The organism is Kitasatospora saccharophila, from assembly GCF_039529925.1.
Taxonomy (GTDB): domain Bacteria; phylum Actinomycetota; class Actinomycetes; order Streptomycetales; family Streptomycetaceae; genus Kitasatospora; species Kitasatospora saccharophila.
This window is the reverse complement of record NZ_BAAANS010000092.1, coordinates 1-16577: the sequence shown is the minus strand read 5'-3', so window position 1 is coordinate 16577 and position 16577 is coordinate 1. Positions and strand designations below refer to the sequence as shown.

Sequence of the window (16577 nt, the reverse complement as noted above, 5' to 3'; positions counted from 1 at the left end):
TTGCCCGCGTTCCGCGTTGCCCGCGTTCCGCGTTGCCCGCGTTCCGCGTTGCCCGCGTTCCGCGTTGCCCGCGTTCCGCGTTGCCCGCGTTCCGCGTTGCCCGCGTTCCGCGTGCCCTGCAGACCATTGCCCTGCTGTCTGCTTGCCCACGCTCTCCCGCAGGGGCGCGCTTGGGCTCTCGCCCTGCTTGCCGCTCAACCGCCGGCCGTCGCCGCCGTCCGGACATCCCGCCCGCCGCGCTGACCGTGTTCCGCCGTCACGGCTGTCCTGCAGGCCGTCGTCCTGTTGCCCGCTCTCCTGCTCGCCCTCAGCCCCCCGCAGGGCCCGGTCTGGGCCGCCCTGCTCGCCGCCCAACTGCCGGCCGTCGCCGCCGTCCGGACGTCCCGCGTTGATCGCTCCCCGGCATCACGGTTGTCCGGCAGGGCGCCGCTCCGCTGCGCGCCCTCGGCCTCCCGCAGGGCCCCGCCCTGCTCGTCGCCGCCCACCTGCCCGCCGCCGTCGTCCGGACGACCCGCGCCCCGCGCTGACCGCGTCCCGGCGGGCGTCATGCGTCGGGCGCTCCGCCGGGGGAGCCGTCAGCCCGCGACCCGGCCGGCCCGCTGCCGGGCCGCCCACTCCCGCATCCGCCCGACCGCCTCCGGACTGTTCGCCGCCGCGGTGTCCAGCACGGTCAGCGCGCCGTCGCCGAGATCGACCAACTGGTGCTCCAGCGTGCCGGTCGCCACGATCGACAGCACCGCCAGCAACTCCTCGCGCACCTGCGGAGTCAGCAGCGCCCGGTCCGCCTCCCCGACCTCGATGACGTACTCCGCCTCGGGCGCCGCCAGCGAGGCCACCGCACCGCGCAGCAGCCGGCCCAGCACCCGGAACTCCTCGGGATCCATCCGGACCCGCAGCGTGTCGAGGTACAACCGGACCCGGTCGGCCCGGGAGGGAGCGGTGATGTCGTCCATCCGGCCATCCTGCCAGCAGCCCGGACCCGCCCCCACCCCTGGTGGGCCCGGTGGCCCGTCCCGGGGCGATGGACCACGACACCGACGAGGCCCGCTCCTACCGGCCCCGCCACGCCCTGCTCCGCTCCCTGCGGCAGGACGCCATCGACGGCCGGGCCCCCGACGTCCTCAAAGCCCCCGCTCTCCGTCCCCCTCCGGGCCCCCGCTCAGGCCCACCCGACACCCTGCTCGGCGAGCCGCGCCCGCTGCTCCGCGCCCAACTTCGCCCTCCTGGCCCGGACATTGCTCAACCAGGCCCCGAGCCCCACCTCGGCCCGCTCCACCACCTCCGCGCCGTCCGCCCCGACCACCACCCGCTCCACCACCTCCCGGTGCTGCCGGGGCACCCGCACGTGCCCCTCCCGGGCCGCGAACGCGGCCAGCGCCGCCAGGTGCCGGGCGAACCGGTCCGCCTGCGACAGCCGCGGGCCCGCCGCCCGCCCCGACCCCACCGCCCCCGGATCCCCGGCCACGCCCAGCGCGGCCAGCAACTCCCGCTGCTCCTGCGCCAACTCCGACCAGGCACCGCGCTGCGCCGCGACCCACCGACCCAGGCGCTCGCCCTCGAACACCGTCCCCACCGGCAGCGCCGCCCAGTCGACCCGCCCGTCCGACGCCAGCCACCACATCCGGGCCGCCGCGTACGCCCGCTGCCAGGCGATCGGCCAGACCGGCGCCCACCACGGGTCGATCGCCTCCAGCAGCGCCCGCCGCTCAGCGGCCAGCGCCCCGCCCGCCCCCGCCGGCAGCGCCGCCCGCGCCCGCAGCGACGCCAGCCAGGACCCGATCGGGTAGCCGCCGATCGACGCCCGCACCGGCGCCGCCAGCGACCCGCCGTGCTCCGCGGCCCACCGCCGGGCCCACGCGAGCCCGGCCCCGAACCTGGCGTCCGGAACCGACCAGACCATCCCCAAGGCGTCCAGCAGCGCCACCCGGTGCTCCGGCATGGCACCCGAGGCCCGCTCGTGACGCCGGTCGGAGACCCACTTCCCGAGCGGGAACGCACCCCGCTCACCCACCGTCCGGTCGTAGGGAACGTTCAGCGCGCCCGTCTCCTCGAACCACTCCCGGCAGTGCAGCAGCCCCTCCTTCCACCGCGCGCCCTCGCTCCGGAACACCTGGGTGGAGACGAACAGCGCCAACACGTCGTCATCCACCTTGCTCCGGAACCGCACCGGCAGCGTGAACGCCCCCCCCCCCCCCCCCCCCCCCCCCCCCGGCCCCCCCCCCCCCGCACCCACGCCCGACCCCCACCCCGCACCCGCGCCCGCGCCCGCCGCAACGACCGCCTCCGCGCTGCGCCCGCCCGTGCGCCGGCCACCGCGCTGCGGCACCGCCAGGGCCTCCAGCATCCGGGCGTCGTACGAGCGGATCGCGGTCAGCACCCGCACCAGCGGCCCGTAGGAGTTCGACCCGAGGACGTCGCCCGGCTCCTCCTCGGGGCCGAGGAAGACCGGTACCACCAGCCGCGCGAGCTTCCCCCCGCCCGGCTCCATCCGCAGCACCCGGCCGATCTGCTGAACGACCTTCACCATGCTGCCGCTGCCGTTCACCAGCGCCACCGAAGCGTCCGGCATGTCGACGCCCTCACCCAGCACCAGGCAGTTGGAGATCACCCGGATCCGCAGCCCGTCCGCCGCGAACCCGCCCCCGTAGTCGCCCAGCACCTCCTTCCGGTACTCCACCGGGTGCTCCCCGGAGAGCCACTGCGCCCACACCTCCGCCGGGTACTCACCGGGCGCCCCGGCGTGCAGCCGCTCACAGGTCTGGTTCAGCGTCTCGGAGAAGAACCGCGCCTCCAGCGTCCGGTGGTGGAAGGTGATCACCCGCTCCAGGCCCTCCTCCACGCACACCTTCAACAACCCCGCCTGGATCGCCGCCAGGCGCTCCACCGGCACCTCGTCCTCCGACCCGTCCGGCGACTCGCCCGCACCCGGCCCCCACGGCACCGGCTGCGCCCCCGCGGCCTCGCGGTCCGCCAGCGGGTCGCGCAACTCCAGCACGACCACCTCGAACGGCGCGACCAGCCCCCGCTCGATCGCCTCCGCCAACCCCAGCGTGAACACCTGCGGCCCGAACACCCGCCGGTCGTCCATGGAGACGGCCAACTCCTCCGGCAACGGCCGGAACGCCCCCCGGCCCTCCCCGGGCCCCGCGCCGCCGCCGCGCCGCTCCTTCGGCGGCAGCCAGATCCGCGGCGTGGCCGTCATGTAGAGCCGGCCCGCCGCAGGGATCTCCTCCTGGTGGTGCACCACCGTCCACGACTTCTCCGCCGACCCGGACGACCGGTGCGCCTCGTCGCACACCATCAAGCCCAGCTCCGGCAGCACCTCGCCCACCACCTCCGCCCACACCGCGTACGCGTCCGCCACCACCCCCGCCGACGCGTACGTGCAGAACAGCGTCAACGGCCGGCGCCCGGCCCCGGCCGCACCGATCCACCGCCCCACCCGCAACGGCGAAGTGCTGCCCGGCACCCCCGGCGGCAACTCGCCGTCCGCCAGCGAACACACCGCCGCCATCCGCCCCCGGCGCCCCGCCCGGCGCCACGCCCCGACCGTCTGCACCAGCAGGTCCAGCGTCGGCACCACCACCAGCACCACCCCGTGCGGCGCCAACCGCTGACCGGCCACCGCACCCACGTACGACTTCCCCGTACCGGTCGCCATCTGCACGGTCACCCGGAGCCCCGCCGCGGCCACCTGCCCCGGACGCGGCGTCAGACCCCGCACGACCGCCGCCACCGCCTCCTCCTGGTGCCCCCGCAACCGCACCGGCTCCGGCGACTCCCCGACCACGCTTCCCACCGCACACCCCGGACTTCCATCGCTCGGGGACCACCGGGACCGGGCGTCCCCACCCGGCGCCCCACCCGCGGAAGGCGCCCGTCGAGAAGGCTAGCGCGGAACGGCACCCCGCCCCCGCCCCCGACGCGGCCGCCCGAGCGCCCGCGGCCCGGCTGTCACATCCGCTGCACCTCGGCCGACACCGCGAACCCCTCGCGGCGGCAGGCGTCGAGGACCTCCGTGCCGGCACCCGTCCAGAAGTAGTAGCGCTCGCCCCCGGCGGTCCGCAGCCCGACCCCGGACGTCCCCAGCCGACCGCGGCACGGGAAGACCTCCACCACCTCCGCCGGCGTACCCTCCAGCGGCCGCGCCCCGAAGACCCGCCCGAACACGCCGAACAGACGGATCCTCAGCCGCACCCGCCCGGCCTCCACCACGAGCACACCGAACGGCCACGTCGCGTTGAGCCGCGCCCCGCCACCGAGACCCCCGACCGGAAAATTCGCTCCACCCGTCTTCTGCACCCACTCAGCATGCCCGGACCCGATCCGCCCCCCACGCCGGGGCCCACCCCGCCCGGCGCCCCCACCCGAAGCGGCGCCGACCAGGCACCCGACACCGCCCGGAAACCCGGCCCGGACACGCGCGGTCAGGCACCGTACCCGCCCCCTCGAACGGACCCGGTCCCGGTTCCTGCCCAGGCCCGGTCCGTCCCGCTCCAGGAGCGGAGAACCGGTCGTCAGGCCACCCGTCCTGCGAACCGCCCGCGCGCCGCAACCCCACCCGTGCGCCGGCCCGCCGGTCAGCGACCCGGACCGGGAGACCGTGGAACGAGCGGTGCGCAGCCTCCCGGCCGAGAACCGGTACGTGATCCTCGAAGACCCGTCAGGCCGCTTCGTCCAGAGCGGGACGGGCGCCCGCGTAGGTGCCGCCACCGGCGGGTACGCCGTCGAACACCGCGACGGCTCGCCCGAACGGCACTACCGCTGCGTGCTCCGGGACCGCGAACAGGTCGTGTCCGTGTTCGCGGACTTCGCACGGGACCCGGCGACCCGGCCGACCGGGGTCACGTGGGAGAAACTGACGCTCTGAACGCCCCGCACCCCTGCCGCACCACCCCTCCAACGGCATCCCGCCACCACCTTCCTGCTCAAGTTCCGGGCCGCCGGCTTCCACCAGTACCCACGGCAGGCACCCCTGCACTCGCCGCGGCTGGCCCTCCCGCACGGCGAACGCGGAGGACTCTCCTTCGCGGAGACCGCGTTCACCTGACGCCGCCCCGGCCCGGGCCACCCGCCGGACAACCGGACCCCGACCCGCGTCGAACCCGGAGAAGCAGGCCCTACCCACAGGCCGGTCCCGCCGCCCCCGCACGCAGGTCGCGGATCGGAAAGCTCACCGGCGAGGGCCGCGCCCCGCACTCCCGCCCGTGCAACTCCTCCGGGAGCAGCGCCCAGGCGATGGCCTCACCCGGACCGAAGTACGACGGATCCAGGTGGAACGAGGTCCGTGCACCGGACAGCCCGGACGCGGCGAACTCCTCCCAGGGCCCCGTGGGCGTCGTCCCGGTCAACTCCTGGCGGTAGCCCCGACCGCCGAGCCACACCTCGATGACCGTCCGGACGCACAGGGCCGCAGCCGCGGCCGGCGCCCACCTCCCCTCCTCGAAGAGCGAGCCGAAGTACCCCGGAAGGGGCCTGCCCCGCCCGTCAGCGGCACGGCGCTGATCATCCACCACGGTGAAGCCCAGATCCGACCCGATCTCCACACCGATCCGGCCGTGCCTGCCGCCCCGGTGGTGCAGCGCGTCCCACACCACCCGCTGGAGCACCTCCGTCGGAAGCTCAGGACTGTCCCGACCCACCCGGAAGTACGCCGCCGGATCCAGCCGCACCCGCTCCCCGACAACAGGTCCCCCCACGTGACGCTCCACGCCCCCGATCCTGACACCCCCCACCGACAACCCACACCCCCCCCGCCCACCGCGGACGAACCCGCGACCCGCCGAAACCGGCGAACCCGCCCCCGGACCCGGACCCGCCCCCGGACCCGGACCCGGACCCGGACCCGGACCAACGACAGTCACACGATCGGCCGGGCGGCTCCCAATCGAGCCTTCAGCCCACCCGTACCTGGCGCTCGGGCCGGCCGCTCTCCGGGTCGAGGGCCACCACGAACACCTCGCCGCCCTCGGTGGCCAGCTTGATCCGGTCGGGTCCGTCCCACTGCACCGAGGCCAGCGCGTTGTCGGGGGCGTCGCCGTTGAAGTAGCCGATCGGCCACCGCCGTGCGGTCAGGCCGGAGCCGGCGTCCACCGAGACCCACCAGAGCGGATCGATCACCGCGGTGCCCTCGTGGACCACCAGGCTGCGATCGGACCGGCCGGGAGCCGGCCGGTCCACGGTCTTGTGCGGCATGCTGCCGAAGACGAGCAGCGCGAAGGGCGAGACCAACAGTGCGCAGCCGAGGATCGGGACCAGCAGCAGCGCCCTGGTCCCCCGGGAACGGAACCCGATCAGGACGGCGAGGACGATCAGTACCAGCACCGCGGCGCCGTACGACAGCGGATGGTGGAAGACCTCGATGAGCACCACCGATCCGCCGTCCCGAGCAGCTTGAGTCGCGGCGTAAGCCAACGCGATGAGCAGCATCGCCAGCGTGAGCAGTCCGGCCGCGATGGCCCGTCGCCTGCGCCGCCACCAGCGCGGCCGGCCCGGAGGCATGCGCACCTGCGCAGCCGAAGGCGAAGGCGGCGCGGGCCGTGGAGGGTGGAGCGGCGCCAACCGCAGGGGAGGGGGCGGCGGACCTGCCGCCACCTGTGTCGCGTCGTCCCCGGACACCGGTTGTTCGGAGACAGGACCCCTTGCCGCCCGACCGCTCTCGTCCATGGCCCTCCCCCCGGTCACGGCACCCCCGCCGAGTCGATCAACCCGGAGGGACAGGCTACGGCCCAGACACGCCGATCCGACAGCGAACCGTCGACCTACCCAGCCCAGGTTGAACTCGCCTTGTCGCAGGTGCTGATGGGCCTTGTCCCCTTCGGTACGACATCGAACCGCAATGCGCGTAGGGGAGCAGGTTCACCGCCCAGTCGCCTTCTGTCGACGGTCAGCCGATTCGACCCTGGCCGGATTTTGGTGCATCCCAGGGCAGGGCGGGCGCGGAGGTGGGCCTACGCGGGAGAAATCGGCCGGCTGGCGCGCTGGTCCGCGCCCTGGCCTCACGGCCATGGGCACCGACATCCACGGCTGCATCGAGATCAGGGACCCGCATGCCGACGAGGACCGGCGGTTCCGGCTTCAAGGGGCACTGCCCAGCCCCTCGACAGGGGTCCCGTCCGCTTCCGGAGCACGCTGGGGGCGGGCACCCGCGGCGACGAGGACAGGGCGGGCGCCGTCCTCGGGAGCCGGGGCCCGCCCTGTGATCCCGCGGAGGTTCACGCGAAGATCATGTTGGCGCCGATGGTGACGTTCGGGCCGGCCGTGACCCAGGGGTCGGGGGAGGGGCCGCGGACGGGGCCGAAGTGGACGGGGACGGGGCCGTTGGTGCCGCAGGCCGGGTAGCCGTCCACGTCGGAGATCGCGACGGAGCCGCCCGGCGTGGAGAAGCCGCTGGCGCTGATGGCCTCGGTGCTCTGCCACAAGCCGGCGGTGGAGAGGTGGGCGAGCGTGACGGTGCCGGTGACCGCGCTGGGCGTGGCCACTGCAGTGGCGTGGTCGGCCGACACACACGCGATCTTGGACCGCCGCTGGCCAGTCCGGCTGATCCTCGAACGCGCCGGGGCCCCGAAGTTCACCACCCTCCAGTCCGGCGGCATCTCGGGACCGTACCTCGCTGACCAGGCCCTACACGCCACAACCCTGCTCGGCTCGGCGATCATGCTCGTCCGGCTGTAACCCACGGCCAAGACCGCGCGGGCCCGTGGCGGAAACGGGCTGGACCCCCGCCGAGGTGGCGGGGGCCCAGCGAGGTGTTCAGTGGCGGGCCGGGGGCCGGCGCCGTTCCCTTCGGGGCTGCCGCTGGCGGGCGCGGCGGCGGCGATGGTTTCGGTCAGGGACTGCCCTTCGCCGGTGAGGGTGATGATGCGGCGGCGGTCCGTCTCGTCCGGCAGCTGGTACCGCCTGGCTGACAGTAGGGCGACCTCACCTGACGAGCCGTGGATTGAAGGCAGGCAGACGGGGCGGGCATTTGATGACGCGTTGGTCGGCCAAGCAGTGCGTCACCTTCTGCGACTCCCCCGCGGGCCGCATCGCCCATGGCACGATGTGAAGCATGAGTACGCCAGGGCGGGTCAGCGGCAAGGTGTCGGTCGAGAACAGTCAGTTCGGCCTCTGGGAGGACGACCCATTTGATGAAGGGGGCGGTTCTTGGATGGCTCTGGAGATCGCAGACCCTCCGTCTTTTGCCACCGTCGACGAGGGCCGTGTCAAAGTGCGGAGCCTGCACAAGGACCATTACGCCTCAGTCACCCTGGAGTATGGTCAGGATGTTCTCGCAACGGCTCACGGCTGGGAAATGATCGGCGCATACCGCTACGTTACTCGGGGTGCCGCGGTGGAGCTGTGGTCGCTTTTCTCGGGTCCGGCTGGTGTTGAGCTTGGGCTCGGTGAACCGCAGTCGGTCTTGTGGCTGCAGATCTTCCGCAGGAGGCCAAAAGGGGCTCTCTCTTCTAAGGAGAGCCCCTTCGATTTGCCTGAGGACCTGGAAGAATACTGGTTCTACTTCTCGCCCTGCCGATGACCGACTTCCCCTACGGGGTGATCAAAACACTGAATTTGTCGTTGTGAAGGATCCGCTGCGAAGCGTAGAAATTCGCAAGGGCGAATCCCCCGTTGCTGTTTTCAGTCTTATCGATATACTTGACGGAGAAGTTTCCTTTACCGACGCCTGCCCCCTCCCATGTCGCTGCAAACGGAAATTCGTCGCACTCTTCATCCGGCCCATGGGGCAAAGAGGCGCAGGCGCTGTTCACGACACTGCGATTGTCCCTATACGCCTGATCGGCCACCGGGTTGGCTCCGGGGTAGAGGCGAGACAGCGTGGACCCCTGCTGGGCGTTCCCTGGGATGACCTTGAGTGAATTGTCGGGCTTTACCGGAAGCGTGCTTCCCGGGTCGGTGAACGCCTGGTTGATGTGCTGGGCAACTCCCTTGACGCGCATGTCGCTCATGCTCATGGTCATCGTGGGAGTCAGCTCGCTGAAGACGACGCCCTGCTTGGATGGCAGATAGGAGGCCGAGTCGAATCGGACCGTGCTAAACCCTCCGGAGAGCCACGGGGCGGGGTAGGTGCCGGCAGGGAAGAATATCTTGTAGAACCATTGGATGTTGCAAACCTTGATTTTGTCGTCCCCGTCGCCGACTGTTGGCGGAGACGTTATGTTCATTCCGAGGAATCCGTTTCCCTGCAACTGGGCGGCCGTTGCGGTGTAAGGGTTGCTTCCCCCCGATACAGCGCACTCCGAGTCGTTCGCGCCAGTGCCGGCCAGCCGGTACGTCTGGATTTGACTGGCGGCTGTATAGACGCCACTGTAGCGGATATCGGTGATCTCGACGCTACTGAGGACTTCCCTTGCTCCGTTGAATCCCGTTGTTACCTCGGTCTGCAGGAAGCTGATCGTCCCGAGGGTCTGACCGCTCGAACTGACTGCAATGGAATAGATTGTCTGGTAGCGGCAGAAGTCATATCGAGATACGATCTTCCCTTCCCTGGCGCCGGCATCAGGGTTCGCTCGGCAGGCATTGAAGTCCACGACGCCTGTGATTGCCGCTGGGCTGCTTGCTGCAACGTTCGGCACGCGCTGTGGTGGGGCTCCACTCTCGCCACCTGAAGGGCTCGGCTTGACGTCGGCTGCCGGGGAGGCTGTGCCTCCGATTTCTACCGAGCCTGCTTCGGAGAACCGTTCCCGGACCCGCGAAATGCTCTCCCCCACCTCCACGGTAATGGAGGGGTCAGAGCTTGAGTAGGAGACGATGGATATGTTGCCGCGCGTTTCTGCGGAAACAGGTGCGGCCGCAGTCAGTGCGGTTGTCGCAGTCAGTACGGAAACCAGTGCGAGGTGACGCCATTGGATATTCAATCCTACCCCCCAGGCATGATTGGCCTAATTCCTATACAAACCCTACTCGGGGCCCTTCTTGATCAATATGGGGGTGTACGCACTTGGCTTGTTCTGGGCGATGACTGGCCGGGCCGGGCGGCCGGTCGTGGCGCGCCTCCGGCAAGCCCGCCGCAAGCGGGGTGACCGGGGCCCGCGGTGATCAGCCCGCTTCGGGAACTTCGCTGTCCGCCTTCCCTGTGCCGGTTCACCAGCCAGGCCGTGGTCGACCCGGTGGCGCGGTGCGTGCGCCGCAGGAGCAGTGCCTGCCATCCGGAACCTCTCCGCCACTGACCCGCTGCTGGTCGCCTACGTCGCCGGGTCGGCGACCAGTACGACCAGATGATGGCAAACAAGGCCCGGAACAACTTCCAGGAGTTGCCGCGCGACCTCGGTCCGAACTCGAACTGCCGGGCCAGGGAGGCCGCCGGGATGCCCGTGCAGCCGCGCCGGCCGCTGCCCAGCTGATCGTTCAGCGCCGGGACCGGCTTCACCGCCGAGTCCGCCGCGACGCTCTAACGAGTTGGTGCGTGATAGGGGGTGGGAGCTGGATCGCCTGTCGGAGGGCTGTGGTTCACACGTTGGCGGTGCGGTCGGAGACGAGGCCGGCGATGGCGCGGTAGGTGTCGGGCAGGTTGTTGCGGCGGTGGGTCCAGCGCAGGAGTTGCTTCCAGCGTTTGTGGTCGGCCAGGGCGTGTTCGACGGTGATGCGGTCGGAGGAGTGCTGGTGGCGGGCCTGTTCCCAGCGGGCGTGGACGTCGGCCAGTGCGCTCTTGTTCGGTTTCCTCGGCGGCGTGATCGCCTGACCGGGGTGGTCGCGTCGCAGGCCGAGGTAGCCGTCGTCGAGGAGGACCTCCACCTCGGGGAAGTGTCGGAAGCAGTCGGCGATGCCCTCGTTGCGGGCGGCGGTCGCGTCGTGCATTCGCCCTGGCCGCAGGGCGTCGGTCCACAGGGTGCGGCCCAGGTGGTCGGCGATCACGGTTGCCTTCATCGTGTTCTGCTTCTTCTTGCCCGATACGAAGGCCCGGCGCCCGCCCCGGCTGGCCACGGGCCGGCGGACCTGGATCTCGGTGGCGTCCAGCCGCAGCTCGACACCCTCGGCCTGCGCGTAGGCGAATACATCCGCCAAGGTCCTCAAGCGGACGCCGGGCCGGTCGGGGACCGCGCAGCCCCGCCGGGCGAGCAGGGTGCGGATCTCCCCGATCGCCCGGGTGACGGTGGAGCGATCGACGCCGAACAGCAGCCCCAGCACCGCATGCGGAAGGTCGTGCCGCAGATGGATCAGCGTGGCCACCACCCGGTCGGTGAAGACGAGTTGGTGGCGGGCACCGGCGCCCACGGTCCGCTTCCCCACCCCGCCCCGCACCTCGTGGCGGCGTCCCTCGACCACGGTCTGCCACGGCTCGGCCAACTCGGCGATCAGACTGCCCAGATGCCGCCGGGAGACACCGGTGAACAGCCGATGCGTCAGAACCGCCCGATTGACCATGATCCGCACGCCGCGATCATCCCACTCACCAGCGCTGCCACCTCATCCGCTATCACGCACCAACTCGTTAGTTCGACGCATCTCAGCGAAGTTTGATCGACCACGGTTTGTCCCATCGAAGGTCGACCAAGCTCAGAGGCCGCTCCCTTCAAGGGTGTTGGGCCTCCCATGGCTGGCTCTGTCGCGGCAGAGAGGAATTGTCCGGCCCGCGCGGGAGTGTTGTGAGACGGTTCAGTTCGTTCTACGGAGAAGTGGAGTGTGTGTGGGTATCGATTACTGCTACGAGATCGTCATTCCTGCCCAAAACGTCGCCAGGGCGCTGACCGAGCTCGCTGGGCTGACGCCCAGGACACCCCGACTGCCACAGATCACGGTGACTCTGCCAGGAGGCGATCAGTTGGTCCTCCCGTTCACCTCGAACTTCAAGACCGAGCCGGTCGACTGCTCGGATGGCAGCACACTGCACCTCGACACCACGGTCATGTTCGGCGTCGACGACGACGCGATGCGCGAGTTCTCCGAGACCGTTCGGGGGGAACGAGACGAGCACGGGAGGCTGGCGGTCGGATACATCTACCTCGCGGTCGAGTTCACGTCCTGGTGGCATCCCGGGTACGTGTCATTGCGCTTCACCGCGGCCACGACGGGCATGAGCCTGGCGTTCGAGCGGTCCGCCAGCATCCGGAAGGTGTTTACCGGACTGACCGCCGCGAGCGGCGGGATCTGCTGCCTGCTCGACACCGAAAGGCCGACCTGGCAGATCTGCTGGTTGAACGGCGAACCGGTGCAGGACACCGTCCCCGGCCCGCGTTTCGCCGGCTACCAGGATCTGGTGGCGATCTGGCCGGCCCCGGATGGGCTGCGCACCGGGACTCCCGGCCGGACGGACTGGATGCGGACGGTCTCGGTGGAACCAGTGCCCATGCCGCTGTTCGACAGCCACGCTGGCGACTTGGCCCAGTAGTCGATACCGAACACCCAACCTGCTGGTTGAAGCGCTCGGCGGTAAGAGTCAGTCAAACTTCGCTGAGGCTGGTCAAACTAAGAACTCGTAACACGATCTTGCTGATCGTTGTTGACTGTGCGTGACCGCTGTGACGATTCGTCCGTTCGTGATGTGGTGAGCAACAAGCCGTGGGCCCGGATCGAACCGCTGCTGCCGGCATGACCGGAGCGGTCACCGGGTCCAAGTCCGCCGCCTCTTCTTCGACGTTCAGAAGACCCACCCGGTCGCTCGTACCGCAGTACGACGGCCGGGCGCACCACCCCTGACCGACCACCACCAGGCCCCGCGCAGCGCCAGCAGCCACGTGCGACGGGCCGACCGAGGCCTCGTCCAACTGCTCGTTCACAGCTATGCACCGCGTCCGTTACCTGGACGTACCCACAGGTCAGGACCGTTGACCGGTGCCGGCCTTCCCCGATTCTGCCCGGTGGCGGCCGCGGTGCGGGCCGAGCCTAGGAGCTGTCCGGCCGATCATGTGACTTTCACTTGTCCTGGTCGTTGATTCGGGCATGGGGCGGGGTGATCTGACAGATGCCGAGTGGGAACGGCTGCGGCCGTTCCTGCCGGTCAGCAACAGGCGTTGTGGCCGGTGGCGGGACCACCGGCAGGTGATCGACGGGATTCTGCACCGGGTGCGGACCGGGGTGCATTGGCGTGACCTGCCCGAGCGGTTCGGGCCGTGGAAGACGGTCTACGAGCGCCATCGCCTCTGGTCCGCCGACGGCACCTGGGAACGGCTCCTGCAACAGGTCCAGGCCGCGGCCGACGCAGCCGGCGACATCGACTGGGACATCTCGGTGGACTCCACCATCGTGCGCGCCCACCAGCACGCGGCCGGTGCCCGCACCGGCCCGCCGCCGGCGCTCACCGATTCAAAGGGGGACGAGGCGCTGGAACACCAGGACGAAACTCCGTGGCAGAGCCTCGTCGGCCGGCTGGTGGAGGTGGTGCAGGAGGCGAGGGCCTGGGTCGTTCACGCGGCGGCTTCACCAGCAAGATCCACCTGAGCGCGGACGGTTTCTGCCGGCCGCTGTCCCTGATCGTCACGCCGGGGCAGCGGGCCGACTGCACCCAGTTCATTCCGGTGCTGGAGAAGATTCGGGTCCCGCGGCTCGGGTCAGGCAGGCCCCGAAAGAAACCGGACAGTGTCGCGGCCGACAAGGCATACAGCAACGGTCCTTGCCGCGAGTACCTGCGGCGGCGCGGCATCCGGCACACGATCCCGGAGAAGGCCGACAGCCAGGCTGCCCGCCTGCGCAAGGGATCGCGAGGCGGACGGCCACCGGGCTTCGACGAGGAGCGGTACAAGAGGCGCAACACTGTCGAGAGGGCCATCAACAAGCTGAAGAACTCCCGCGCCGTCGCGACTCGCTATGACAAGCGCGGCTACGTGTTCCTCGGCACCGTCACCGCGGCCACTCTGGTTATCTGGCTGCGGGCTTGAGGCCTTCTCACAGGGCGAAGGGCTGGTACTCCAGAGCCTGATCGACGACCTCGGCAGCTGTCAGCTCCCGCCCCTCGGGCCAGAAGACCAAGTCGCTTACGTAGCCGGCCGGACAGCCAAGGGCCCTGCCCAGCGCCTCCAGCGCGCCGAACGCCTCGGCATCGTCGGCATAGTCCGCATCCATGATCTTCTGTACCAACGCAACAGCCGTTGCACGAGCCATCACCGTCACAGCCACCCCTTCCAGAAGAAGGCCAGCCTAGACAGGCACATGATCGGCCGGACAGCTCCTAGTGGGGCCGCTTGGGCGGCTCGTCCCAAGTGGCGTGCGGCAGCAGGAAGTCGACCTGGTGCCGCAGCAGGGCGACGGCGGCGGGCTCCATGGGGTGGCTGCCGCGGTCGTCGGCGAGGCGGCGGTGCCGGTCGTTGGCGGCCTGGTCGCCGTTCAGCGAGATGCCGACCTTGACACCGTGTTCGGCGAACGGGCCGAGGCGGCGGGTGGCCAGCAGCTCTCCGCGTGCTCGTAGACGTAGCAGTGGTTGCGGGCCAGGTCGCAGCGGCTGTGGACCTTGATGACGTACCGCGAGAACGTGACGGGTGGGCACCTTCGCGAAAGCGGTCCGGCCGCCACGACCAGGTGGCGGCCGGCCCTTCGCTCAACGGCTCATCAGCCAACGCCCCAGCAGGGACAGCGGGAGGCCGCCCGCAGCGTAAGCGGCGCCCAGAAGGGCGCGGCGGCCCAGGACACGTGCACGACGCCGCCACAGGGGCTGACGGCCCCCCTCAGCGGGTTCGGTAACCTGCATAGCCGATACTCCTGTTGGTAGACGGACGGTATCGCTCGGGGAGCCCCCAGTCAGAGCCTGCACGCTCTGATCACCCGTGGGGCTCCCCAGCAGTGGCAAACTTTAGAGCCCCACCGGAACCTGGCAGCCCGGCAAACGCCTGCCCGGCACAGGCCACGAGGCCGAGAAGCGGCACGACCTGCAGACTCATAGTCAGGAAGATGTTCCGCGAGGCCAATTGATTGCCGATGGACCGGACCGCAGCACAAGCTCACTCGACCCGTCAAGCGATAAAGCCCGGCAGGAGAAAGTGAAACCCGAACGGGTGCCCATGAGATGGCACGGCCTCGCCATAAATTCCCTACAAGAAAGCACGGGAATTCGAGAGGGGACCCTCATTGAGACGAAAAACCATGGCATAGACAACTGATACACGCCCCGAGGTGGACGTCCGCCAGGCTCACGCGCCCGCCCCGGAGGAATGATCCACTGTGTGCGGGGCAGAAGACGCCGGGGTGCCCGATTCTGAACTTGATTGGGTGATGCCGGAGTTGTTCGCCTGGCAGTGGCGGGTCTGCTCCGGTAGCCCTGAACCGTGAGATACGCGCAGGGCGGCGGGTTGACCGACGCTGGGAGGACCGCCCGGGAACGGGTCCGGCTGCGGGCCGTGGAACGCTTCGAGAACGGACAGAAGAACAGGGAGATCGCTGCCGCGCTGCGGGTCAGCGAGCGTTCGGTGGAGCGGTGGCGCCGGCAGTGGCGCGAGCGGGGCGAGGCCGGGGTCCTGTCGAAGGGTTCGCCGGGACGGCCGAGGCTCAGCTCGGCCCAGATCGCAGACTGGAGCGGGAGTTGGAGCGTGGCCCGCTGAGTTCACGGCTGGACGGACCAGTGGTGGACGCTGGCCCGGGTGAAGACGTTGATCGGCCGGCTGTTCCACGTGTCGTACACGGTCGAGGGCACCTGGTGGCTGCTGAAGCGGCACGGCTGGTCGTGGCAGCAGCCGGCCCGGCGGGCGATCGAGCGCGGCGACGGAGCTGTGGAAGAAGGAGGTCTGGCCACGGGTAAGAGCACCGCGGCGGGTCGCGGCGCCTGGGTCGTCTTCGAGGACGAGGCCGGGCAGTCGATGACGCCGCCGCGCTCCAGAACCTGGGGCCGCGTCGGACAGACGCCCGTTGTCCGCGTGCGTGGTCATGGTTCCGGCCGGGTGTCGATGGCGGGCTTGGCCTGCTACAAGCCCGGTGAGCGGTCCCGGCTGATCTACGCGATCCGCGAGTACCGGGGCCGCAAGGGCGAGCCGAAGGGCTTCGGACGGCGCGACTTTCGCGACCTGATCGTCCGCGCCCGCATCCAGCTCGGCGGACCGGTCGTCCTCGTCTGGGACAACGCCCGCATCCACCTCGTGCCACCGCTCAAGGCGTTCTTCGAGGCCAACACCCACTGGCTGACCGTCTTCCAGCTCCCCACCTACGCGCTGGACCTCAACCCGCAGGAGGGCATCTGGTCACTGGTCAAGCGCGACATCGGGAACCTCGCAGCCGCCGACCTCGGCCAGCTAACCCGGGCCGTCAAGCGCAAGCTCAAGATGATCCAGTACTGTTCCCACCTCGTCGGCGGATGCCTCGCCGGGACCGGCTTGATCATGGATGGCTGACCGACATCACGAGTTCAAGTTCAGTAGCAATCCCCCAGAGAAGAGCGCCACAGGGGCGCTGTAATGCTTGTGAACAGCGTAAAGACTCTCCACTCCCTGCCCCTCGGTCCATCGCGACAGCCCCGTCGGCATACCCCGGTCCCCGGACCCGCCGTCCCGGTGCGAGCGGTCCAGGGCGCTCGGAGGGGAATCAATTCCCAGGATCCACATAGAGTGTTCGGCGGTATTTTCTTCGAGCTCGTAACAAGATCTTGCGCGCCAGCAAGCTGCGGTGAGTGCGACGATTCGTTGCTGTTGCTGTTGCTGTTGCTGTTGCTGTTGATGGCG

Annotated in this window: 14 protein-coding genes and 3 pseudogenes; 7 read left to right on the top strand and 10 right to left on the bottom strand. The window is 70.2% G+C overall.

Going from position 1 to position 16577, the window contains the following annotated elements:
• Positions 1-575 precede the first annotated feature (575 nt).
• The 3 genes from ABD345_RS37135 to ABD345_RS37125 form a co-directional block, all read right to left on the bottom strand.
• Complete coding sequence (locus ABD345_RS37135) at positions 576-953, bottom strand: hypothetical protein (protein ID WP_344558850.1); 378 nt, start codon at positions 951-953, stop codon at positions 576-578.
• Between the two features lie 206 nt (positions 954-1159).
• Complete coding sequence (locus ABD345_RS37130) at positions 1160-3766, bottom strand: DEAD/DEAH box helicase (protein ID WP_344558864.1); 2607 nt, start codon at positions 3764-3766, stop codon at positions 1160-1162.
• Between the two features lie 188 nt (positions 3767-3954).
• Positions 3955-4302: a hypothetical protein gene (locus ABD345_RS37125; RefSeq protein WP_344558848.1), complete on the bottom strand. Its 348-nt coding sequence runs from the start codon at positions 4300-4302 to the stop codon at positions 3955-3957.
• 313 nt (positions 4303-4615) lie between these two features.
• Here ABD345_RS37125 and ABD345_RS37120 point away from each other — a divergent pair, with 313 nt between their 5' ends.
• Positions 4616-4870 carry a hypothetical protein gene (locus ABD345_RS37120; protein ID WP_344558846.1) on the top strand — a complete coding sequence of 85 codons (255 nt, stop codon included), beginning with the start codon at positions 4616-4618 and terminating at the stop codon, positions 4868-4870.
• A 250-nt stretch (positions 4871-5120) separates the two neighbouring features.
• Here the strand turns inward: ABD345_RS37120 and ABD345_RS37115 are convergent, their stop codons facing one another.
• The 3 genes from ABD345_RS37115 to ABD345_RS37105 form a co-directional block, all read right to left on the bottom strand.
• Positions 5121-5699 (bottom strand): ATP-binding protein, encoded by a 579-nt coding sequence (locus ABD345_RS37115; RefSeq protein ID WP_344558844.1) that lies wholly within the window; start codon positions 5697-5699, stop codon positions 5121-5123.
• A gap of 196 nt (positions 5700-5895) precedes the next feature.
• Positions 5896-6507 (bottom strand): hypothetical protein, encoded by a 612-nt coding sequence (locus ABD345_RS37110; RefSeq protein WP_344558842.1) that lies wholly within the window; start codon positions 6505-6507, stop codon positions 5896-5898.
• Between the two features lie 707 nt (positions 6508-7214).
• The gene (locus ABD345_RS37105) at positions 7215-7505 is read right to left on the bottom strand and encodes a hypothetical protein (RefSeq protein ID WP_344558840.1); all 291 of its coding nucleotides are present in this window, start codon (positions 7503-7505) and stop codon (positions 7215-7217) included.
• Positions 7506-7515: 10 nt separating this feature from the next.
• On the opposite strand from ABD345_RS37105, the gene ABD345_RS37100 reads away from it, so the two are divergent.
• The gene (locus ABD345_RS37100) at positions 7516-7674 is read left to right on the top strand and encodes a hypothetical protein (protein WP_344558838.1); all 159 of its coding nucleotides are present in this window, start codon (positions 7516-7518) and stop codon (positions 7672-7674) included.
• A 376-nt stretch (positions 7675-8050) separates the two neighbouring features.
• Entirely contained in the window at positions 8051-8518 is a 468-nt protein-coding gene (locus tag ABD345_RS37095) for a hypothetical protein (protein WP_344558836.1), read from the top strand.
• A gap of 10 nt (positions 8519-8528) precedes the next feature.
• On the opposite strand, the gene ABD345_RS37090 is transcribed toward ABD345_RS37095, so the two are convergent.
• Complete coding sequence (locus ABD345_RS37090; protein ID WP_344558834.1) at positions 8529-9530, bottom strand: NucA/NucB deoxyribonuclease domain-containing protein; 1002 nt, start codon at positions 9528-9530, stop codon at positions 8529-8531.
• 690 nt (positions 9531-10220) lie between these two features.
• Between ABD345_RS37090 and ABD345_RS37085 the strand changes: the two genes are divergently transcribed.
• Positions 10221-10343, top strand: a complete 123-nt coding sequence (locus tag ABD345_RS37085) for a hypothetical protein (protein ID WP_344558832.1) — start codon at positions 10221-10223, stop codon at positions 10341-10343.
• 106 nt (positions 10344-10449) lie between these two features.
• Here the strand turns inward: ABD345_RS37085 and ABD345_RS37080 are convergent, their stop codons facing one another.
• Positions 10450-11364, bottom strand: coding sequence for a transposase family protein (locus ABD345_RS37080; RefSeq protein ID WP_344558862.1), 915 nt, complete (start codon positions 11362-11364; stop codon positions 10450-10452).
• Between the two features lie 262 nt (positions 11365-11626).
• On the opposite strand from ABD345_RS37080, the gene ABD345_RS37075 reads away from it, so the two are divergent.
• The gene (locus ABD345_RS37075) at positions 11627-12328 is read left to right on the top strand and encodes a hypothetical protein (RefSeq protein WP_344558830.1); all 702 of its coding nucleotides are present in this window, start codon (positions 11627-11629) and stop codon (positions 12326-12328) included.
• Between the two features lie 551 nt (positions 12329-12879).
• A pseudogene (locus ABD345_RS37070) lies at positions 12880-13814 on the top strand (IS5 family transposase).
• A 7-nt stretch (positions 13815-13821) separates the two neighbouring features.
• Here the strand turns inward: ABD345_RS37070 and ABD345_RS37065 are convergent.
• Entirely contained in the window at positions 13822-14037 is a 216-nt protein-coding gene (locus tag ABD345_RS37065) for an e9imm peptide (RefSeq protein ID WP_344558860.1), read from the bottom strand.
• Between the two features lie 73 nt (positions 14038-14110).
• Positions 14111-14445: pseudogene (locus ABD345_RS37060) on the bottom strand (hypothetical protein); the annotation flags it as partial.
• Positions 14446-15194: 749 nt separating this feature from the next.
• Here ABD345_RS37060 and ABD345_RS37050 point away from each other — a divergent pair.
• Positions 15195-16250 (top strand): annotated as a pseudogene (locus tag ABD345_RS37050) (IS630 family transposase).
• The last annotated feature ends 327 nt before the right edge of the window (positions 16251-16577 follow it).

Excerpts from the sequence above, each read along its gene's own strand:
- ABD345_RS37080 (WP_344558862.1), bottom strand. The coding sequence starts at position 11,364 with ATGGTCAATCGGGCGGTTCTGACGCATCGGCTGTTCACCGGTGTCTCC.
- ABD345_RS37095 (WP_344558836.1), top strand. The coding sequence starts at position 8,051 with ATGAGTACGCCAGGGCGGGTCAGCGGCAAGGTGTCGGTCGAGAACAGT.
- ABD345_RS37085 (WP_344558832.1), top strand. The coding sequence starts at position 10,221 with ATGGCAAACAAGGCCCGGAACAACTTCCAGGAGTTGCCGCGCGACCTC.
- ABD345_RS37065 (WP_344558860.1), bottom strand. The coding sequence starts at position 14,037 with ATGGCTCGTGCAACGGCTGTTGCGTTGGTACAGAAGATCATGGATGCG.
- ABD345_RS37135 (WP_344558850.1), bottom strand. The coding sequence starts at position 953 with ATGGACGACATCACCGCTCCCTCCCGGGCCGACCGGGTCCGGTTGTAC.